This window comes from Pseudomonas sp. GW821-FHT09E12 (assembly GCF_059416085.1).
This window is the reverse complement of sequence record NZ_JBWKOM010000003.1, coordinates 100,727-120,771: the sequence shown is the minus strand read 5'-3', so window position 1 is coordinate 120,771 and position 20,045 is coordinate 100,727. Positions and strand designations below refer to the sequence as shown.

General features: G+C 58.3%; 18 protein-coding genes and 2 tRNA genes. 1 reads left to right on the top strand and 19 read right to left on the bottom strand.

Annotated features, from left to right (window positions below; translation table 11 throughout):
- Positions 1 to 189: 189 nt before the first annotated feature.
- From rpsO to rlmE, 14 genes are all read right to left on the bottom strand, one after another.
- Complete coding sequence (gene rpsO, locus AC07PQ_RS09070) at positions 190 to 459, bottom strand: 30S ribosomal protein S15 (RefSeq protein WP_009042128.1); 270 nt, start codon at positions 457 to 459, stop codon at positions 190 to 192.
- Between the two features lie 140 nt (positions 460 to 599).
- A complete protein-coding gene (gene truB / locus AC07PQ_RS09065) occupies positions 600 to 1,517 on the bottom strand; it encodes a tRNA pseudouridine(55) synthase TruB (protein ID WP_493185374.1) in 918 nt (305 codons plus the stop codon).
- 3 nt (positions 1,518 to 1,520) lie between these two features.
- Positions 1,521 to 1,916 carry a 30S ribosome-binding factor RbfA gene (gene rbfA / locus AC07PQ_RS09060; protein WP_007920881.1) on the bottom strand — a complete coding sequence of 132 codons (396 nt, stop codon included), beginning with the start codon at positions 1,914 to 1,916 and terminating at the stop codon, positions 1,521 to 1,523.
- Between the two features lie 159 nt (positions 1,917 to 2,075).
- A complete protein-coding gene (gene infB / locus AC07PQ_RS09055; RefSeq protein WP_007920879.1) occupies positions 2,076 to 4,589 on the bottom strand; it encodes a translation initiation factor IF-2 in 2,514 nt (837 codons plus the stop codon).
- Between the two features lie 26 nt (positions 4,590 to 4,615).
- Positions 4,616 to 6,097, bottom strand: coding sequence for a transcription termination factor NusA (nusA, locus tag AC07PQ_RS09050; protein ID WP_007920878.1), 1,482 nt, complete (start codon positions 6,095 to 6,097; stop codon positions 4,616 to 4,618).
- 47 nt (positions 6,098 to 6,144) lie between these two features.
- A complete protein-coding gene (gene rimP, locus AC07PQ_RS09045; protein WP_007920877.1) occupies positions 6,145 to 6,603 on the bottom strand; it encodes a ribosome maturation factor RimP in 459 nt (152 codons plus the stop codon).
- A gap of 130 nt (positions 6,604 to 6,733) precedes the next feature.
- Positions 6,734 to 6,810: transfer RNA gene (locus AC07PQ_RS09040), tRNA-Met, on the bottom strand.
- 96 nt (positions 6,811 to 6,906) lie between these two features.
- A tRNA-Leu gene (locus AC07PQ_RS09035) sits at positions 6,907 to 6,992 on the bottom strand.
- Positions 6,993 to 7,021: 29 nt separating this feature from the next.
- Positions 7,022 to 7,405, bottom strand: coding sequence for a preprotein translocase subunit SecG (secG, locus tag AC07PQ_RS09030; RefSeq protein WP_009042126.1), 384 nt, complete (start codon positions 7,403 to 7,405; stop codon positions 7,022 to 7,024).
- Positions 7,406 to 7,409: 4 nt separating this feature from the next.
- Positions 7,410 to 8,165, bottom strand: a complete 756-nt coding sequence (tpiA, locus tag AC07PQ_RS09025) for a triose-phosphate isomerase (protein ID WP_007920876.1) — start codon at positions 8,163 to 8,165, stop codon at positions 7,410 to 7,412.
- Positions 8,166 to 8,231: 66 nt separating this feature from the next.
- The gene (glmM, locus tag AC07PQ_RS09020; RefSeq protein WP_101336811.1) at positions 8,232 to 9,569 is read right to left on the bottom strand and encodes a phosphoglucosamine mutase; all 1,338 of its coding nucleotides are present in this window, start codon (positions 9,567 to 9,569) and stop codon (positions 8,232 to 8,234) included.
- 16 nt (positions 9,570 to 9,585) lie between these two features.
- Positions 9,586 to 10,437: a dihydropteroate synthase gene (folP, locus tag AC07PQ_RS09015; RefSeq protein WP_037033625.1), complete on the bottom strand. Its 852-nt coding sequence runs from the start codon at positions 10,435 to 10,437 to the stop codon at positions 9,586 to 9,588.
- An 8-nt stretch (positions 10,438 to 10,445) separates the two neighbouring features.
- Positions 10,446 to 12,350, bottom strand: a complete 1,905-nt coding sequence (ftsH, locus tag AC07PQ_RS09010; protein WP_009046930.1) for an ATP-dependent zinc metalloprotease FtsH — start codon at positions 12,348 to 12,350, stop codon at positions 10,446 to 10,448.
- A gap of 201 nt (positions 12,351 to 12,551) precedes the next feature.
- Positions 12,552 to 13,181: a 23S rRNA (uridine(2552)-2'-O)-methyltransferase RlmE gene (gene rlmE, locus AC07PQ_RS09005; protein ID WP_007920869.1), complete on the bottom strand. Its 630-nt coding sequence runs from the start codon at positions 13,179 to 13,181 to the stop codon at positions 12,552 to 12,554.
- 106 nt (positions 13,182 to 13,287) lie between these two features.
- Here rlmE and AC07PQ_RS09000 point away from each other — a divergent pair, with 106 nt between their 5' ends.
- Complete coding sequence (locus tag AC07PQ_RS09000; RefSeq protein WP_007920867.1) at positions 13,288 to 13,596, top strand: YhbY family RNA-binding protein; 309 nt, start codon at positions 13,288 to 13,290, stop codon at positions 13,594 to 13,596.
- 12 nt (positions 13,597 to 13,608) lie between these two features.
- On the opposite strand, the gene AC07PQ_RS08995 is transcribed toward AC07PQ_RS09000, so the two are convergent.
- The 5 genes from AC07PQ_RS08995 to dapB all read right to left on the bottom strand — a co-directional run bounded on the left by AC07PQ_RS08995 (position 13,609) and on the right by dapB (position 20,042).
- Complete coding sequence (locus AC07PQ_RS08995) at positions 13,609 to 14,013, bottom strand: MFS transporter (protein WP_493185373.1); 405 nt, start codon at positions 14,011 to 14,013, stop codon at positions 13,609 to 13,611.
- A gap of 28 nt (positions 14,014 to 14,041) precedes the next feature.
- Complete coding sequence (gene greA, locus AC07PQ_RS08990) at positions 14,042 to 14,518, bottom strand: transcription elongation factor GreA (RefSeq protein ID WP_007920862.1); 477 nt, start codon at positions 14,516 to 14,518, stop codon at positions 14,042 to 14,044.
- Positions 14,515 to 17,736, bottom strand: a complete 3,222-nt coding sequence (gene carB / locus AC07PQ_RS08985; protein ID WP_007920860.1) for a carbamoyl-phosphate synthase large subunit — start codon at positions 17,734 to 17,736, stop codon at positions 14,515 to 14,517. The genes greA and carB overlap by 4 nt, the downstream gene beginning before the upstream one ends.
- A gap of 104 nt (positions 17,737 to 17,840) precedes the next feature.
- The gene (gene carA, locus AC07PQ_RS08980; RefSeq protein WP_493185372.1) at positions 17,841 to 18,977 is read right to left on the bottom strand and encodes a glutamine-hydrolyzing carbamoyl-phosphate synthase small subunit; all 1,137 of its coding nucleotides are present in this window, start codon (positions 18,975 to 18,977) and stop codon (positions 17,841 to 17,843) included.
- A gap of 258 nt (positions 18,978 to 19,235) precedes the next feature.
- Positions 19,236 to 20,042, bottom strand: a complete 807-nt coding sequence (gene dapB, locus AC07PQ_RS08975; RefSeq protein WP_007920855.1) for a 4-hydroxy-tetrahydrodipicolinate reductase — start codon at positions 20,040 to 20,042, stop codon at positions 19,236 to 19,238.
- Positions 20,043 to 20,045: the final 3 nt, after the last annotated feature.

Here is a 20,045-nt window from a genome sequence, read left to right as displayed (position 1 = left end):
CTACCTTCTTTGTGGCTCTTGGGGGAACTGGTTTCTTGCGAAATTCTTGGGCAACTCCGGGAATCGGCCCGGCCTGATTGTCCAGGTAAAACTACGGTCCAGATAAAACTTGAGGCTGGGAGCCTGCCATGCGCCTGCGGGAAACCCACTGACGCACGGCAAACAACCAACCTCTAGCGCAATCGCTGATTAGCGACGCAGACCCAGGCGACCGATCAGAGCGCTGTAACGGCTCAGGTCTTTGCCTTTCAGGTAGTCCAGCAGCTTACGACGCTGGTTAACCATGCGGATCAGACCACGACGGGAGTGGTGGTCTTTACCGTTGGCCTTGAAGTGACCTTGCAGTTTGTTGATGTTGGCGGTCAGCAGTGCAACTTGCACTTCTGGCGAACCAGTGTCACCAACAGCTTGCTGGTAGTCGGTTACGATTTGAGCTTTTTCTTCAACGCTGAGTGCCATTTGGCTTTCCTCTCAAAAGGCAGCGTTTCGAGAAACGCCACCAACAGGCCAGGGACAAATCCCCGTATCTATAAATGAGCTGTGACCGTGCCTGTTAACAGCCACCCTCTCCAGCCTGCGGTTACACAGGCTGGTTCCGGTCATTCCGACCGAATCAGTCGACGCGGCGCGATGCGCCCGTCTTCGCTCACTTCACCGATACCGATAAAGCGACCGTTATGATCCTGTACCCGCACCATGCCGAACTTCGGTGCATCGGGAGCGCGTACCGGCTGGCCGTTGAGCCAGTAGAACGCGCTGTGTTCGGAGAACTGCAGCAGCGGCCAATCCAGCAGGCCGCTGTCCGATGGCATCAGGAAGCGATCCACCGCTTCGTTGCCGCCTTCGGCATGTACCGCTTCAAGCTCTTCCAGCGTGACGGTCTGGGCCAGACTGAAAGGGCCTGCCTGGGTGCGACGCAGTTCCGCGACGTATGCACCACACCCCAGCTTCTCACCGATATCCTCCACCAGGGTGCGGATATAGGTGCCCTTACTGCAGTCCACCGCTAGCCGCGCAGTATCGCCTTCAAAGGCCAGTAATTCCAAGCGCGCAATAGTAACAGAACGCGCTTCGCGCTCCACCACTTCGCCTGCACGGGCCAGCTTGTAAAGTGGCTGGCCATCACGCTTGAGGGCCGAGTACATCGGCGGTATCTGGCTGATTTGCCCACGAAATTCCGGCAGCACCGCTTCAATATCGGCGCGACCAACGGTCACTTCGCGAATCTGCAGGACTTCACCCTCGGCATCGGCCGTGGTGGTGGTCTTGCCCAACTGCATCAGGGTTTCGTAACCCTTGTCAGAATCGAGCAGGTATTGCGAGAACTTGGTCGCCTCGCCAAAGCACAACGGCAACACGCCGGTGGCCAGAGGATCGAGGCTGCCGGTATGCCCGGCCTTCTCGGCGTTGAGCAACCAGCGGACTTTCTGCAGCGCCGCGTTGGAGGTGAACCCCAGCGGCTTGTCGAGCAGGATGATACCGCTGACGTTACGACGGATACGCTTGACCTGAGCCACCGCTTACTCCTTGGCGTCTTCGGGTGTAGCGGCGTGCTGGCTGTCTTCGGCCACGGCGCGCTCGATCAGGGCCGACAGATGCGCACCCCGCACGACGCTTTCGTCGTAGTGGAAGTGCAGCTGTGGAACGCTGCGCAACTTCATCTCGCGAGCCAGCTGCATACGCAGGAAGCCGGCGGCCGAATTGAGCACCTTGATGCTCTGAGCGATATCGTCAGCGTTGTCCTGGCCCATCACGGTGATGAAGATCTTGGCGTGACCGACGTCACGGCTGACTTCAACGGCGGTGATGGTGACCAGGCCGACGCGCGGATCTTTGACTTCACGACGGATCAGCTGAGCGAGCTCACGCTGCATCTGGTCGCCGATACGTTGGGTGCGGCTGTATTCTTTTGCCATGTCTTGTTACCTGTTGCTGCCTCGCGGTGAAACCCGCAAGGTCTGAAAGCGGCAAACGCCCGGCCTGACAGAAGCCAGACCGGGCGTTGCGTTTAGAGTCCGGGCGATGCGCCGTGCATTTGCATGCAACTGGCCACCATGGCTCTTGAAGTGCGCGAGTTAGAGGCTGCGAGCAACCTGAACCTTCTCGAAGACTTCGATCTTGTCGCCGACTTTGACGTCGTTGTAGCTCTTCACGCCGATACCGCATTCCATGCCGGCACGCACTTCGGAAGCGTCATCCTTGAAGCGGCGCAGGGATTCCAGCTCGCCTTCGAAGATAACGATGTCTTCACGCAGTACACGGATTGGACGGTTACGGTGAACGACACCCTCGATCACCATGCAACCGGCGATCGCGCCGAACTTCGGCGAACGGAACACGTCACGAACCTCGGCAACACCCAGGATGTTCTCCCGAACGTCGCTGCCCAGCATACCGGTCAGGGCTTTCTTGACGTCTTCGATGATGTCGTAGATCACGTTGTAATAACGCATATCCAGACCTTCCTGCTCGACGATCTTGCGAGCACCGGCATCGGCACGCACGTTGAAGCCGAACAGTACAGCGTTGGAAGCCAGGGCCAGGTTGGCGTCGCTTTCGGTGATACCACCGACGCCGCCGCCGACTACGCGCACTTGCACTTCGTCGTTACCCAGGCCGTTCAGAGCGCCTTGCAGGGCTTCCAGCGAACCACGGACGTCGGATTTGAGGACGATGTTGAGCGTCTTCTTCTCTTCCTGGCCCATGCTTTCGAAGATGTTTTCCAGCTTGCCGGCGTGAGCGCGAGCCAGTTTGACTTCGCGGAACTTGCCTTGACGGAACAGAGCCACTTCACGGGCTTTCTTCTCGTCGGCAACCACGCTCATCTCGTCGCCAGCGTCCGGGGTACCGTCCAGGCCGAGGATCTCGACCGGAATGGCCGGACCTGCTTCCTTGATCGGCTTGCCGTTCTCGTCGAGCATGGCGCGCACGCGGCCATAGTTCGAGCCGACCAGCACCATGTCGCCTTGACGCAGGGTACCGTCCTGAACCAGTACGGTCGCCACCGGGCCACGGCCCTTGTCGAGACGCGATTCAACCACGACACCACGGCCAGGAGCCGAAGGAGTGGCGGTCAGTTCGAGCACTTCGGCCTGCAGCAGTACGGCTTCGAGCAATTCGTCGACACCAGTACCCATCTTCGCGGAAACCGGAACGAATGGGGTATCGCCACCCCAGTCTTCGGAAGTCACGCCGTGAACCGACAGTTCGCTACGGATGCGATCGAGGTCGGCACCCGGCTTGTCGATCTTGTTCACCGCGACCACCAGAGGTACGCCAGCCGCCTGAGCGTGCTGAACGGCTTCAACGGTCTGCGGCATCACGCCGTCGTCCGCCGCAACCACCAGGATCACGATGTCGGTCGCCTTGGCACCACGAGCACGCATGGCGGTAAACGCGGCGTGACCAGGGGTATCGAGGAAGGTGACCATGCCGCGTTCGGTTTCAACGTGGTACGCACCGATGTGCTGGGTGATGCCGCCGGCTTCGCCAGCCGCTACCTTGGCACGACGGATGTAGTCGAGCAGCGAGGTCTTACCGTGGTCAACGTGACCCATTACGGTCACTACTGGCGCACGAGGAACCGCTTCACCTTCGAACTTCAGGGACTCGGCCAGGGAATCTTCCAGGGCGGTGTCGCTGATCAGGGTCACTTTGTGGCCCAGTTCTTCAGCAACCAGCTGGGCAGTTTCCTGGTCCAGTACCTGGTTGATGGTGGCCGGCGTGCCCAGCTTGAACATGAACTTGATGATTTCGGCAGCCTTGACCGACATCTGCTGGGCGAGATCGCCAACAGTGATGGTTTCGCCGATCTTCACTTCACGCACGACCGGGCCGGTTGGGCTCTGGAAACCGTGAGCATTGCGTTTCTTCAGCTTGGCCTTGCCGCGACCACCACGACGGAAGCCATCGCTTTCTTCGTCGGTGGTACGTGGGGCAACGCGTGGAGCCGGAGCTTTTTCCTTGACGGAAGCACGATGCGGAGCGTTTTTACGCTCGCCATCGCCACCACGACGGTTGTCGTCATTACGGCTCTTGTCCGGGCGACGCTGCTCGTCCTTCTTGCGCACTTCAGCGACCGGCGCTGGAGCGACAACAGGAACATCTTCAACAATCGGCTCGGCAACCACCGCAGGTGCGGCAACCGCTTCAACGGCAGCAGGTTGCGCAGCAGCAGGCTGGCGACGCGCTTCTTCTTCGGCGCGACGCTTGGCTTCTTCTTCAGCCTTCTGACGTGCAGCATTTTCTACTGCGCGACGTTCTTCCAGTTCACGCTGGCGCTCGGCTTCGATTTCTTCCGGGCTGCGCTGTACGAAGACTTTCTTCTTGCGTACTTCAACGCTGATGCTTTTGCTGCCGGCCACACGCAGGGTGCTGGTGGTTTTACGCTGCAACGTGATCTTGCGCGGTTCTTCCACTTTCGCCTTGTGGCTGCTCTTCAAGTGAGTCAGCAACGATTGCTTCTCACTGTCGGTCACATGTTCCTCGGCGGCGGTGTGCGGCAGACCTGCCTCACGCATCTGCTGCAACAGGCGCTCTACCGGTGTTTTGACCTCATCGGCCAGTTGTTTCACCGTGACTTGCGTCATGCACTTCTCTCCTCAGGCCGCGCCTATTACTCGAACCAATGGGCTCGGGCGGCCATGATCAACTTGCCGGCACGATCATCGTCAATGCCGTCGATGTCGAGCAGGTCGTCAATAGACTGCTCGGCCAGGTCTTCGCGGGTAATTACGCCGCGCACCGCCAGTTCCATCGCCAAATCCTTGTCCATACCCTCAAGCGAGAGCAGGTCTTCGGCCGGATGGGCGTCTGCCAGCTTTTCCTCAGTAGCGATGGCTTTAGTCAACAAGCGATCCTTGGCACGAGCGCGGAGCTCGTTGACGATGTCTTCGTCAAAGCCGTCGATGTTGAGCATTTCTTCCAACGGTACGTAGGCAATCTCTTCCAGGCTGGTGAAGCCTTCATCAACCAGCACCTGTGCCAGCTCTTCGTCGACTTCCAGCTCGTCGATAAAGTTGCGCAGGATGTCGCCGGTTTCAGCTTGCTGCTTAGCCTGGATGTCCGATTCGGTCATCACGTTCAGGGTCCAGCCAGTCAACTGGCTGGCCAGACGCACGTTCTGACCACCGCGACCGATGGCCTGAGCCAGATTGTCTGCGCCAACGGCGATGTCCATGGCATGGGCATCTTCGTCGACGATAATTGCCGCGACTTCAGCCGGCGACATGGCGTTGATCACGAACTGCGCCGGGTTGTCGTCCCACAGGACGATATCCACACGCTCACCGCCCAACTCACCGGAAACGGCCTGGACACGCGAACCGCGCATGCCAATGCACGCGCCCTGAGGGTCAATGCGCTTGTCTTTGGAACGGACCGCAATCTTGGCGCGCGAACCCGGATCACGGGAGGCAGCCATGACTTCGATCAGGCCTTCGGCGATTTCCGGCACTTCGATGCGGAACAGCTCGATCAGCATTTCCGGCGCGGTGCGCGACAGGATCAGCTGCGGGCCACGGTTCTCGGTGCGGATTTCCTTGAGCAGCGCACGAAGACGCACGCCAACACGGAAAGTCTCGCGGGAAATGATGTCTTCACGGGCCAACAGCGCTTCAGCGTTGTTACCCAGGTCGACGATCACGTTGTCGCGGGTCACTTTTTTCACGGTGCCGGAGATGATTTCACCCAAGCGCTCGCGGTAAGCGTCAACGACTTGAGCACGCTCGGCTTCGCGGACTTTCTGCACGATGACCTGTTTGGCGGTCTGCGCAGCAATGCGGCCGAATTCGATCGACTCGATCTTTTCCTCGACGACATCACCGACTTTCGCGCCCGGATGGGTTTCCTGGACCTTGCTCGGCCAGGTTTCCACAGCCGGATCGTCCAGATCGGCTTCCTCGACTACCGTCCAGCGACGGAAAGTCTCGTAAGCACCGGTGTGGCGATTGATTTCCACACGCAGATCGACTTCGTCCTCAAAACGCTTTTTGGTAGCAGTGGCCAGAGCCAGCTCCAGCGCTTCAAAAATTACGCTTGCCGGTACACCCTTTTCATTGGATACCGACTCAACAACCAGCAGTACTTCTTTGCTCATCGTACGCCTCGCCTTTCGCAAGCCATTGGATCCGCGGGATCCGCGTCTCAGTCAAAACTGGGAATTATGTGGGCCTTGTCGATCATGTCGATCGGCAACAGGAACTCGTGGTCTTCCACCTGCACCACGACGTCCTGCTCCTCCACCCCGCGGAGAAGGCCCTGAAAATTACGCCGGCCTTCAAAAGGCGAGCGCAGCTTGATCTTCACTTGTTCACCGACATACTTGGCAAACTGTTCAAGGGTGAACAGCGGGCGTTCCATGCCAGGAGAGGAAACTTCAAGGGTGTATTCAACGGAGATCGGATCTTCGACATCCAGAACGCCGCTGATCTGACGGCTGACGATGGCACAGTCGTCCACCAACACACCGCCTTCTTTATCGATATAAACGCGCAACAGTGAGTGGCGACCTTGAGCCGAAAACTCGATACCCCAGCATTCATAGCCAAGGGCCACGACCACCGGGGCCAACAAGGCCTGCAACTGTTCTAGCTTGCTCGACACCTGAACCCCCTCGTGCATGCTTGTGCAAATAAAAAATGGGCGAAGCGCCCATCCCGGAAACGCCGTTGAATAGCGGCGTTATAAAGTGTCCAGCTAACAAAAAGCCCCTGAAAAGGGGCTCCGCTAAAACTGGTTGCGGGGGCCGGATTTGAACCGACGACCTTCGGGTTATGAGCCCGACGAGCTACCAGACTGCTCCACCCCGCGACAAAGCTGGGGCGGAAGTATACGACCGATCCCTTTTTGGGTCAATGTAACCTTCCACCTACAAGAAAGCCCGCAACAGCGGGCTCTCCTGATAATTGGTACCGAGAAGGGGACTCGAACCCCTACACCCTATGGGCACAACCACCTCAAGGTTGCGTGTCTACCAATTCCACCACCTCGGCATAGACTACGTTACTGCGTGAAACTCTTCTTACTTCTGCTCTTGAGCTGGAGGTACGTCAGTCGCATTGGTTGCCGACTTTTGCTCTTGGAGCACCGGGACATCATCAGAAGCCGGTTTTTGCTTTGGCGCTTCAAGCACCGCTGGATCTGGCAAACCTACTTGAGTCAGCTCATGAGCTTTCTCTTTAGCAAAGTAACCTAACCCTAAGCTGGTTATGAAAAAACCTGCGGCAAGTATAGCAGTAAACTTACTAAGAAAGGTAGAGGAACCTTGGCTTCCGAACACAGTATTTGAAGCACCTGCTCCGAAAGACGCGCCAGCGTCCGCACCTTTACCCTGCTGCAGCAATACCAGAGCTACTACGCCCAGCGCACCCAGCAGATGAAAAACGACTACGACTGTTTCCAGCATTTTTTCAGTTTCCCGCGGCGCGACAAATCGCACCGAACTCATCTGCATTCAGGGAAGCTCCACCAATGAGCCCCCCATCGATATCCGGCATGCCGAACAGTTCGACCGCATTGGCCGCCTTCACGCTGCCGCCGTATAGAAGCCGCACACCTCGTGCCACTTCAGAATTCTCTGCCGCCAACTGCGCCCGAATGGCTGCGTGCACATCCTGGGCCTGTTGCGGCGAAGCAGTCAGCCCGGTACCAATGGCCCAGACCGGCTCGTAAGCGATAACGGCATTGGCAAACGCGCCAACACCCAACTCTTCGATGATGCTGCCCAGCTGACGCCCGACAACTTCAAGAGTCTTCCCGGCTTCGCGCTGCTCGAGGGTTTCCCCTACACACAAGACCGGCTTCAAGCCACAAGCCTGTGCTGCTGCAAATTTGCGATTCAGCGTACCGTCACGCTCACCCATCATCAGGCGACGCTCGGAATGCCCAACCAACACCAGGGAACAACCTGCATCCACCAACTGACTCGGAGCAATCTCTCCTGTCAGCGCACCTTGCATGGGCTCCACCGCAGAATTCTGCGCGCCGACCGAAATCGACTTGCCTTTCAAGCCATCAATCACTTGATTGATATACAAGCAAGGCGGGAATACCGCGACATCAACACCGCTAGGCAAGGCCAGATGACGCAGGCCATTGATCAGCTCAGCGACGCTGGCGCGGGTACCGTGCATTTTCCAGTTACCAGCTACCATAGGGCGACGCATGCTGTACCTCGTCGGTCAAAGTGGGCGCAGATGTTACCCAACCGCATCAACACTGGCAAGCCGAAATCAGGCAGAAACTTCCGCAACCAGTTTTGCCAGTTCGTCAGCATAGCCACGGACCTGGGCTTCATCATCGCCCTCGACCATGACGCGAACCAAAGGCTCGGTGCCCGACTTGCGCAGTAACACCCGCCCACGCCCAGCCATCGCGGTAGTGACGCGCGCGCAGGCCTCTTTCACAGCCGGATGCTCGACAGGATTGGCACCACCGCCAAAACGGACATTGATCAGAATCTGCGGACATTTGCGCAGCGCCTGACGCGACTGTGCCAAGCCTTCATCACGCCGCTTCAGTGCCATCAGCACCTGCAGGGCGGCAATGATCGCATCACCCGTAGTGGTGTGCTGGAAGCACACGATATGGCCGGAGTTTTCACCGCCTACCAGCCATTGGCGCTCAAGCAGCTCGGCAATGACATAACGGTCACCGACATTGGCGCGCACGAATGGAATACCCAGATCAGCCAAGGCCAGCTCGAGACCTAGATTGCTCATCAAGGTACCAACCACACCGCCCTGCAGTTTGTTACGCGCATGCAGGTCTCGGGCAATGATGAACAGAAGTTCGTCGCCGTCGACGATGGCGCCTGTATGGTCGACCATCAACACCCGGTCGCCATCGCCATCGAAGGCGATACCCAGATCGGCGTGCTCGGCCAATACCGCAGCCTGTAACTGCCCCATGTGGGTCGAGCCGCAATTGTCGTTGATGTTCAGACCGTTAGGCTGTGCGGAGAGCACCACTACTTCAGCGCCCAACTCACGGAAAACACTTGGCGCTACCTTGTAGGTCGCACCATGGGCACAATCGACAACAATCTTCAGACCCGCAAAGCTGGTACTGGAAGGAACGCTGCTCTTACAGAATTCAATGTAACGGCCCGAGGCGTCATTGATGCGCGATACCTTACCCAGCTTGCTGGACTCCACCACAGTCATCGGCGCATCCAGCAACTCTTCGATCATCAACTCGACTTCATCCGGGAGCTTGGTGCCTTCACCCGAGAAGAACTTGATTCCGTTGTCATCGTGAGGATTATGCGACGCACTGATCACGATCCCCGCTTCGGCATGGAAAGTGCGGGTCAGGTAGGCGATAGCAGGAGTGGGCATCGGCCCCAGCAGCATCACATCCGCACCGGCAGCGGACAGGCCCGCTTCAAGCGCGGACTCGAACATGTAACCGGAAATACGCGTGTCTTTGCCCACCAACACGCGGCAGGCGCCCATGCTACGGAAAGCCATACCCGCGGCCCAGCCCAGCTTGAGCATGAAATCAGGGGTAATAGGGTACACACCCACACGACCGCGAATACCGTCGGTGCCAAAGTATTTCTTGCTCATAAGTGCTCCATCATTCTTATTCGGCTGATTCCACAGCTGTAATCATCCGCACGACATCCAGCGTCTCGGCCACATCATGGACCCGCAGGATCTTTGCGCCTTTGGACATTGCCAGAGCAGCAAGAGCCAGCCCGCCATACAGGCGCTCTCCGACAGGACGGTTCAATGCCTGACCTATCATGCTCTTTCGTGAAACTCCGACCAGCAGAGGTCGACCAAGGGCATGCAGGGCGTCCATATGCTTGAACAGGGTCAAGTTGTGCTGCAGGGTCTTCGCGAAACCAAAACCTGGATCCAGAATGATCCGTTCCGGCCCAATACCCACTGCAACGCACTGAGCCATACGCTCAGCCAGGAACTCACCCACCTCCTTGGTTACATCCCGATACTGCGGATTGTCCTGCATATCGCCTGGCTCACCGAGCATATGCATAAGGCAAACCGGTAAGCCTGTAGCCGCCGCCGCATCCAGCGCACCATCCCGTCGTAACGAACGGACATCATTGATCAACCCCGCACCCAGGCGCGCAGTTTCGCGCATGACAGCAGGCGTGGATGTATCGACCGAAATAATGACATCCAGTTCACGATGGATACGTTCGACGATAGGTGCTACCCGCTCAAGCTCTTCAAGCGGCGATACTGCCCGCGCACCAGGACGAGTGGACTCGCCCCCCACATCGATGAGCGTCGCGCCCGCCAGCACCATACCTTCGGCATGGCGCAAGGCAGCATCAAGCTGACTGAAACGGCCACCATCGGAGAAGGAGTCGGGAGTTACATTAAGAATGCCCATGACATGCGTATGGGCCAAATCAAGAACCCGGTTGCCGCAAGGCAACCGGGTCGAGGACGACATAGAAGTCATTTCAAACCTTAGTGGTCAGCAGCCGGGCCGCCGATCGGTGTCTCTGGACGTTCGTTCTGCACCACCGGAGGCGTGGTACCCGAGCCGCCCTCCCAATCGCGAGGCTCGCGAGGGGTACGACCAGCCATGATGTCGTCGATCTGCTCGGCATCGATGGTTTCATACTTCATCAAGGCATCGGCCATCGCATCCAGCTTGTCGCGGTTATCCGTGAGGATCTGCTTGGCGGTGCCATAGCACTGGTCGATGATGCTACGAACTTCGGAGTCGATCAGCTTGGCGGTTTCCGCAGACAGGCTTGCATGCTGGCTGCCAGCACTGCGCCCCAGAAAGACCTCGCCCTCTTCTTCGGCGTACATCAACGGACCCAGCTTTTCGGAAAGCCCCCACTTGGTCACCATGTTCCGCGCAATCTGACTGGCGCGCATGATGTCGTTGGAAGCTCCGGTAGTTACACCATCAAAGCCCAACGTCATTTCTTCCGCGATACGACCGCCGTACAGCGAACAGATCTGACTGATCAGCGCACGCTTGGACAGACTGTAGCGATCCTCTTCCGGCAGGAACATGGTTACACCCAGAGCCCGACCACGCGGGATGATCGAAACCTTGTAGACCGGATCATGCTCAGGCACTACGCGACCGACAATGGCGTGACCTGCCTCGTGATAAGCCGTGTTCTGCTTTTCCTTCTCGGACATGACCATGGATTTGCGCTCCGCACCCATCATGATCTTGTCTTTTGCCAGCTCGAACTCTTTCATTTCGACGATGCGCTTGCCGCTACGGGCAGCGAAAAGCGACGCCTCGTTCACCAGGTTGGCCAGGTCGGCGCCAGAGAAGCCGGGCGTACCACGAGCAATCACGGCCGGCGCGACATCTTCACCCATCGGTACTTTACGCATGTGAACTTTCAGAATCTGCTCGCGGCCACGGATATCCGGCAAACCAACCACAACTTGACGGTCAAAGCGGCCTGGACGCAGCAGCGCCGGGTCAAGCACATCAGGACGGTTGGTGGCGGCAATAACAATGATGCCGTCGTTCATTTCAAAGCCATCCATCTCTACCAGCAGCTGGTTGAGAGTCTGTTCGCGCTCATCATGACCACCACCCATGCCGGCACCACGATGGCGACCAACGGCATCGATCTCGTCGATAAAGATGATGCACGGGGCATGTTTCTTGGCCTGCTCGAACATATCGCGAACGCGACTGGCACCCACCCCAACGAACATTTCGACGAAGTCGGAACCGGAGATGGTGAAGAATGGAACCTTGGCTTCACCAGCAATGGCCTTGGCCAGCAAAGTCTTACCGGTACCCGGCGGGCCAACCATCAACACACCGCGAGGAATACGACCGCCCAGGCGCTGGAACTTGCCCGGATCGCGGAGAAACTCAACCAGTTCACCCACTTCTTCCTTGGCCTCGTCGCAACCCGCGACATCCGCCAATGTGGTTTTCACTTGATCTTCGGACAACAGGCGCGCCTTGCTCTTGCCGAAGCTCATCGGCCCGCCCTTGCCACCAGCACCACCCTGCATCTGCCGCATGAAGAACATGAAGACGGCGATGATCACCAGGATCGGGAAGCTGGCGACCAGCAGTTGGGTCCAGATGCTTTGCTGCTCAGGCTGCTTGCCTTCGACGACCACGTGGTTATCCACCAGATCACCGATCAGGCCGTTGTCCTGAATCGCAGGACGAATGGTCTTGAAGCTATCGCCATCGTTGCGCTTGCCGGTAATCACATAACCATCAACGGCTACGCGCTCGACCTTGCCATCCTTAACTTGCTGGATAAAGTCGGAATAGTTGAGGGTCTGCGGCTCGTTAGGGCTGGAGAAGTTGTTCATCACCGTCACCAGGACAGCCGCGATGATCAACCACAGGATCAGATTCTTTGCCATATCGTTCAATTAACTACCCTCTGAAGCAAGCTCCGCTGCTGGCGCGCGCTTCGCATGATATTCACCGACCTAACTTACTACATTACCTACAGCTCTGGCAGGCGCTGTCTGTAACCCTTTGTGAAACCCAGATTACACAATATTCGCTTAAGCCCCCGGGGCGAAATACGAAAAAACTATCAACCCGGTCAAAAACAACCTTTACTCGATACGCCCGCGAAAGCCACGTCCCAGCAGATACTGCTCGCGAGAACGATCACGGGAAGAACTCGGTTTACGCATCACCACCTTGTCGAACATCTTGCGAACGTTCTTGTGGTATTCGTCGAAACCTTCTCCCTGGAAAATCTTTATCAGGAAGTCGCCACCGGGACGCAGAACCCGCCCCGCCAAATCAAGTGCCAACTCGCACAGAAACATCGCCCGCGGCATATCTACGGCGGGCGTACCACTCATATTGGGGGCCATATCGGAAATCACAAGGTCAACCTGGGAATTTCCGACCGCCTCGAGGATTTGAGCCAACACTGCATCTTCGGTGAAGTCTCCCTGAATGAAGGTGACATCAGGGATGCTATCCATTTCCAGAATGTCGGAAGCGATCAGTCGCCCCTGCCCGCCGATCAGACGACTGGTCACCTGCGACCAACCCCCTGGTGCCGCGCCCAGATCGATAACACTCATTCCAGGACGGATCAGGCGATCCTTTTCCTGGATTTCCAGCAGCTTGTAGCTGGCACGCGAACGGTACCCATCTTTTTGCGCCATTTTGACGAATGGGTCGTTGAAGTGCTCTTTCAGCCAGTTATGGCTTGTCTTGGAACGGGCCACGGGCCACCTCAAAAAATAAAACGGGTCGTGATTAACTGGGCGGTCCCGGACGCGCTCGGGTAAACTGGCCGCCGCTTTTTACAAGATCAGACGCAGGGGTCAGATTATGCCGCTCACTCAAGAGCAGAAGAAACAGTACAAATCCATTGGCCACCATCTGAAACCAGTATTGACTGTGGCTGACAACGGTTTGACCGAAGGTGTGTTGGCCGAACTTGAACGCGCCTTGAGCGATCATGAGCTGATCAAGATCAAGCTCAACATCCTCGAACGCGAATCCCGCCTGGAAGCCATTGCAGAACTGTGCAAGGCCGGCAAAGCGGATCTGGTGCAGGTCATCGGCAAAATGGCGTTGATTTATCGCAAGAACGCCAAGGTAAACAAGCAACTGTCCAACGTCCATCGCTTCCACTGACGTCGACAGGGGTCAAGGGCGTGCTTCGCGCGCCCTGCCACTCCACCCAGGCACCGGCTGCAATACCAGCACCAGACCGGAAAAAGCCAAGACAAGATAGCTGAACAGCTGCCAGCGCTCGACATCCGACAGCCCGAAGCGCACCACGAAATACATCGTGCACGCACATAACGCCACCAACAGCAGCTGCCCTCGTATATCCCGCCACAGGCTCGCCAGCCCTTCAGCACGTACCAATACCAGCACCTGAAGAACGATGCATACCGCTGAAAAACCAACCAGCAGCGCATTCAGCACATTACCGATCTCTTCGATCAGCAGCGGCGCCAGGCCAATCTGGCCCAGCACCGGCAACAAGCCGACATGCAACAACCACACACCACCGACCCACAACATCTGAGTCAGTTGCCAAAGCATGGCGCCTGCATTCAGCAGGCGCCCTCGTTCAGACGTGGCGGACTTCGACAATCTCATACTCGATCACGCCGCTAGGCGTTTTAACGGCAACCACATCACCCTCTTCCTTGGCGATCAAGGCACGGGCAATGGGCGAACCTACAGAGATCTTTCCGAGCTTGATATCAGCCTCATCCTCACCAACGATCTGGTAAGTGACGCTCTCATCGGTTTCGACGTTGGCGATTTCGACGGTAGTGCCGAAAATCACCTTGCCTGTATGAGGAATGCTCGTCACATCGATGACAACTGAGTTTTGCAGGCGACCTTCAATATCACGGATGCGCGCTTCAACCATTCCCTGCTCCTCGCGGGCAGCATGGTATTCAGCGTTTTCCTTGAGGTCACCGAGCTCTCGAGCCTCACCGATGGCCTGGCTCAAGCGTGGCCGCTCGACCTTGCTTAGGAACGTCAACTCTTCTTCCAGGGCCTTGGAGCCCTGGACGGTCATTGGGTATTTATTCATGCCTTCAATCCTGCATGTAGATCCTGCAAGCGACGCACGGTCTTTTCCGGACCGAACTTGAGCGCTTCACAGATGGCCTCACCCGCAGCAATGGTGGTGGTGCAGTAGATCTTGTGCTGCAAGGCGTTACGACGAATGGAATAAGAGTCAGCGATCGACTGACGACCTTCGGTGGTGTTGATGATCAGCGTGACTTCGTCATTCTTGATCATGTCAACCACGTGCGGACGACCTTCAGTCACCTTGTTCACACGGCGCACCTTCAGGCCTGCCGCCTCGATCAGCTTGGCAGTACCGGCAGTGGCGACCACTTCGAAGCCCAAGTTGATCAGATCACGAGCCACGCCCGCAACCAGCGGCTTGTCGTCGTCACGCACGCTGATGAACGCGGTACCACCAGTCGGCAGCACTTCGCTAGCGCCCATCTGGGCCTTGGCGAAGGCTTCGCCGAAGGTGTCACCGACACCCATCACTTCGCCGGTCGACTTCATCTCTGGGCCGAGGATCGGATCGACACCCGGGAATTTGGCGAACGGGAACACCGCTTCCTTGACGCTATAGAAGTTAGGAATGATTTCCTTGGTGAAGCCCAGCTCTTTCAGGGTCTTACCCGCCATGACGCGCGCGGCGATCATCGCCAGGGAGACACCGATGCACTTGGAAACGAACGGCACGGTACGGGAAGCACGCGGGTTCACTTCGATAACGTAGATCTGCTCACCCTGCAGGGCCAGCTGCACGTTCATCAGGCCGACCACACCCAGCTCCAGGGCCATCTTCTTGACCTGTTCGCGCATCTCGTCCTGGATGTGCGCAGGCAGCGAGTACGGCGGCAGCGAGCAAGCGGAGTCACCGGAGTGCACGCCAGCCTGTTCGATGTGCTGCATGATCGCGCCGATCACCACATCCTTGCCGTCGCAGACCGCATCCACGTCCATCTCGATGGCGCAGTTGAGGAAGTGGTCCAGCAGCACTGGACTGTCGTTGGATACTTGCACCGCTTCACGCAGGTAGCGCTTGAGCTCTTCTTCTTCGTAAACGATTTCCATCGCCCGGCCGCCCAGCACATAGGACGGACGCACCACCAGCGGGTAGCCGATCTTGGCCGCGGCACGAATCGCTTCGTCTTCGCTGCGCACGGTGGCGTTTGGCGGCTGACGCAGGTTCAGGCGCTCGACCATCTGCTGGAAACGTTCGCGGTCTTCGGCACGGTCGATGGCGTCAGGGCTGGTACCGATGATCGGCACGCCGGCCGCTTCCAGGGCACGCGCCAGTTTCAGCGGAGTCTGGCCGCCGTACTGGACAATCACACCTTTTGGCTTCTCGACGCGGACGATTTCCAGTACGTCTTCCAGGGTCACTGGCTCGAAGTACAGGCGATCGGAGGTGTCGTAGTCAGTGGAAACGGTTTCCGGGTTGCAGTTGACCATGATGGTTTCGTAACCATCGTCACGCAGCGCCAGTGCCGCGTGCACGCAGCAGTAGTCGAACTCGATGCCCTGGCCGATACGGTTCGGACCGCCACCCAGGATCATGATCTTGTCGCGCCCCGAAGGTGCAGCCTCGCACTCTTCCTCATAGGTCGAGTACAGGTAGGCGGTATCGGTGGCGAACTCGGCTGCGCAGGTGTCGACGCGCTTGTAGACCGGGAACACTTCCAGCTTGTGGCGGTGGGTACGCAGGTTCTTCTCGGTCACGCCCAGCAGCTTGGCCAGACGCTGGTCGGAGAAACCTTTGCGCTTGAGGCGGAACATCAAGTCGCGGTCGATGGCCGACAGGCCCAGAGTCTTGACCTTCTCCTCTTCCTTGATCAGATCTTCGATCTGCACCAGGAACCAAGGGTCGATCATGTTCATGCCGAAGATCTGCTCAACGGTCATGCCGGCACGGAACGCATCAGCCACGTACCAGATACGCTCGGCGCCCGGCACGGTCAGCTCGCGCTTGAGCACGTTCATGCTTTCCGGGTTGCTCAGGTCGAGCTTCGGATCCAGACCGCAGACACCCACTTCCAGGCCACGCAGTGCTTTCTGCAGGGATTCCTGGAAGGTCCGGCCGATGGCCATCACCTCACCCACCGACTTCATCTGAGTGGTCAGGCGGGCATCGGCCTTGGCGAATTTTTCGAAGGCGAAGCGTGGCAGCTTGGTCACGACGTAGTCGATGGACGGCTCGAAGGACGCTGGGGTCTTGCCACCGGTGATGTCGTTCGACAGCTCGTCCAGGGTGTAACCCACGGCCAGCTTGGCGGCGACCTTGGCGATCGGGAAGCCGGTGGCTTTCGAAGCCAGGGCCGAAGAACGGGATACCCGCGGGTTCATCTCGATCACCACCATACGGCCAGTGTTCGGGCAGATGCCGAACTGGACGTTGGAGCCACCGGTTTCCACGCCGATCTCACGCAGTACCGCCAGGGAGGCGTTGCGCAGTATCTGGTATTCCTTGTCGGTCAGGGTTTGCGCAGGAGCCACGGTGATCGAGTCACCGGTGTGCACGCCCATCGGGTCGAAGTTTTCGATCGAGCAAACGATGATGCAGTTGTCCTTCTTATCGCGGACCACCTCCATCTCGTATTCTTTCCAGCCGATCAGCGATTCGTCGATCAGCAGTTCCTTGGTCGGCGACAGGTCCAGACCACGGGCGCAGATTTCTTCGAACTCTTCACGGTTGTAAGCAATGCCACCACCGGTGCCACCCATGGTGAAGGACGGGCGGATGATGCACGGGAAGCCCAGTTTCTCGAGGACCGCATTGGCCTCGTCCATGCTGTGGGCGATACCGGAGCGCGGGCACTCCAGGCCGATCGCCTTCATCGCGGTGTCGAAGCGCGAACGGTCTTCGGCCTTGTCGATGGTGTCGGCATTGGCGCCGATCATTTCCACGCCGAACTTCTCCAGAACGCCTTCACGCTCCAGGTCCAGGGCGCAGTTCAACGCAGTCTGGCCACCCATGGTCGGAAGCAGAGCGTCCGGACGCTCTTTCTCGATGATCTTGGCAACGGTCTGCCACTTGATCGGCTCGATGTAGGTGGCGTCGGCCATGGCCGGATCGGTCATGATGGTCGCCGGGTTCGAGTTCACCAGGATGACCCGGTAACCCTCTTCGCGCAGGGCCTTGCAGGCCTGGGCGCCGGAGTAGTCGAATTCGCAAGCCTGGCCGATCACGATCGGGCCAGCGCCGAGAATCAGGATGCTTTTAATGTCTGTACGTTTTGGCATGGGTTGTCACTCAAATCCGCAGGTCAGTCGGCAAGCCGTCTTGATCAAATCTCTGAAGCGCTGAAGGGGCCGCCGAGACCGGGGCCACCTTCAGGGGCGAGCACTCAGCGTCGCTTGGCCATCTCGTTGATGAAACGATCGAACAGCGGCGCCACATCGTTCGGGCCCGGGCTCGCTTCAGGGTGGCCCTGGAAGCTGAATGCGCTCTTGTCGGTACGTTCGATGCCTTGCAAGGTACCGTCGAACAGCGATTTGTGGATCGCCCGCACGTTGCCTGGCAGGGTGGCTTCGTCCACCGCAAAACCGTGGTTCTGGCTGGTGATCATCACTACACCGCTGTCCAGGTCCTGGACCGGGTGGTTGGCACCGTGGTGGCCGTGCCCCATCTTCACCGTCTTGGCGCCGGAGGCCAGTGCCAGCAGTTGGTGGCCCAGGCAGATACCGAAGACCGGGATCTCGGTTTCCAGCACGTCCTTGATCGCCTGGATGGCGTAATCGCAAGGCTCGGGGTCGCCAGGGCCGTTGGACAGGAACACGCCGTCAGGCTTGAGTACCAGGACGTCGCTGGCCGGAGTTTGCGCAGGCACTACGGTCACGCGGCAACCGCGCTCGACCAGCATGCGCAGGATGTTCAGCTTGACGCCGTAGTCGTAGGCAACCACGTGGTACGGCAGCTCGGAAGCCTCGATGGTCGGATGACTGTCGGTCTTCAGGCTCCAGACGCTGGAGCGCCACTCGTAGCTTTCCTTGGTGCTGACGACCTTCGCCAGATCCATGCCTTTCAGGCCAGGGAAGCCGCGCGCTGCGGCAATCGCCGCTTCGTCGGAGATGTTGTCGCCAGCCATGATGCAGCCGTTCTGCGCGCCTTTCTCGCGCAGGATGCGCGTCAGGCGACGGGTGTCGATACCAGCGATCGCCACAACGTTGTTGGCTTTCAGGTAGTCGGACAGGGACAGGGTGTTACGCCAGTTGCTCGCAACCAGTGGCAGGTCGCGAATCACCAGACCGGCCGACCAGACACGATCGGACTCGGCGTCTTCCGGCGTGGTGCCGGTATTGCCGATATGCGGGTAAGTCAGGGTAACGATCTGTTGGGCGTAGGAAGGATCGGTAAGGATTTCCTGATAGCCGGTCATTGCGGTGTTAAACACCACCTCACCAACGGTTTGACCGTCGGCTCCAATGGCTTCGCCGCGAAAAATGCTGCCATCAGCAAGGGCGAGTATGGCTGGCTTAGTCAAGAAGACCTCCCGTAAATAAAGCCTGAAAGGGCGATCGCAGGTTGTAAAAAAGCGGAGTGACGTATGGACACGTCACCCCGCTTCTTCACCGAATTATTCTGCGCGCTTTTAGTGGACACACTAAAGCTGTAGCTTACAGAAAAAGGCTTTTTTGGTCCACCGCTAAAGAGCCTTAAAGGCAGAGGAATGCGACAGAACATCGCTTAGCGGGGTAAAACAGGGCTCAAGCGCAAAGCCTGGCCCTGTTTTGGATGCATCTCAACGCAGATCCAGCACATCCTGCATGTCATAAAGACCCGCCGGACGACCGTCCAGCCACAACGCAGCACGTACCGCGCCCTTGGCGAAAGTCATGCGACTGGAAGCCTTATGGGTAATCTCCAGACGCTCGCCCTCAGCAGCGAACAACACCGTGTGATCGCCCACCACATCACCACCCCGGACCGTGGCGAAACCAATGGTTTCACGCTCACGAGCGCCGGTATGGCCTTCACGGCCATACACCGCGACCTTCTGCAGATCACGCCCCAGCGCATCGGCAATCACCTCGCCCATGCGCAGAGCGGTTCCCGAAGGCGCGTCGATCTTGTGCCGGTGATGCGCCTCGATGATTTCGATGTCTGCATCATCGCCCAGCACACGGGCTGCCATGTCGAGCAGCTTCAGCGACAGATTGACGCCAACGCTGAAGTTGGCGGCGAACACGATCGGAATATCCTTGCCTGCCTCGGCCAGCACCTGCTTTTCCTTGGCGCCCAAGCCCGTGGTACCGATCACCATGGCCTTGCCCGCCTTGCGGCAGAACGCCAGGTTCTTCAGCATCACTTCCGGCAACGTGAAATCGATCAACACATCGAATTCATCGGCAACCTTTTCCAGGCTGTCGGACATCGGCACACCGATGCGCCCCAGCGATGCCAGCTCGCCAGCATCGGCACCGACCAACGAACTGCCAGGCCGCACGATCGCCGCGGTAAGTCCGGAGAGCGGCGAGCGCTGTTGCACGGCCTCCACCAGGTTCTTACCCATGCGCCCTGCGGCGCCCATCACAGCTATACGTCGCATGCT

What these genes read in the sequence shown, in the direction of transcription:
- rpsO (WP_009042128.1), bottom strand. Translation starts at nt 459, where the DNA reads ATGGCACTCAGCGTTGAAGAAAAAGCTCAAATCGTAACCGACTACCAG.
- rbfA (WP_007920881.1), bottom strand. Translation starts at nt 1,916, where the DNA reads ATGGCAAAAGAATACAGCCGCACCCAACGTATCGGCGACCAGATGCAG.
- infB (WP_007920879.1), bottom strand. Translation starts at nt 4,589, where the DNA reads ATGACGCAAGTCACGGTGAAACAACTGGCCGATGAGGTCAAAACACCG.
- nusA (WP_007920878.1), bottom strand. Translation starts at nt 6,097, where the DNA reads ATGAGCAAAGAAGTACTGCTGGTTGTTGAGTCGGTATCCAATGAAAAG.
- secG (WP_009042126.1), bottom strand. Translation starts at nt 7,405, where the DNA reads ATGCTGGAAACAGTCGTAGTCGTTTTTCATCTGCTGGGTGCGCTGGGC.
- tpiA (WP_007920876.1), bottom strand. Translation starts at nt 8,165, where the DNA reads ATGCGTCGCCCTATGGTAGCTGGTAACTGGAAAATGCACGGTACCCGC.
- glmM (WP_101336811.1), bottom strand. Translation starts at nt 9,569, where the DNA reads ATGAGCAAGAAATACTTTGGCACCGACGGTATTCGCGGTCGTGTGGGT.
- folP (WP_037033625.1), bottom strand. Translation starts at nt 10,437, where the DNA reads ATGACTTCTATGTCGTCCTCGACCCGGTTGCCTTGCGGCAACCGGGTT.
- ftsH (WP_009046930.1), bottom strand. Translation starts at nt 12,350, where the DNA reads ATGGCAAAGAATCTGATCCTGTGGTTGATCATCGCGGCTGTCCTGGTG.
- AC07PQ_RS09000 (WP_007920867.1), top strand. Translation starts at nt 13,288, where the DNA reads ATGCCGCTCACTCAAGAGCAGAAGAAACAGTACAAATCCATTGGCCAC.
- AC07PQ_RS08995 (WP_493185373.1), bottom strand. Translation starts at nt 14,013, where the DNA reads ATGCTTTGGCAACTGACTCAGATGTTGTGGGTCGGTGGTGTGTGGTTG.
- greA (WP_007920862.1), bottom strand. Translation starts at nt 14,518, where the DNA reads ATGAATAAATACCCAATGACCGTCCAGGGCTCCAAGGCCCTGGAAGAA.
- carB (WP_007920860.1), bottom strand. Translation starts at nt 17,736, where the DNA reads ATGCCAAAACGTACAGACATTAAAAGCATCCTGATTCTCGGCGCTGGC.
- dapB (WP_007920855.1), bottom strand. Translation starts at nt 20,042, where the DNA reads ATGCGACGTATAGCTGTGATGGGCGCCGCAGGGCGCATGGGTAAGAAC.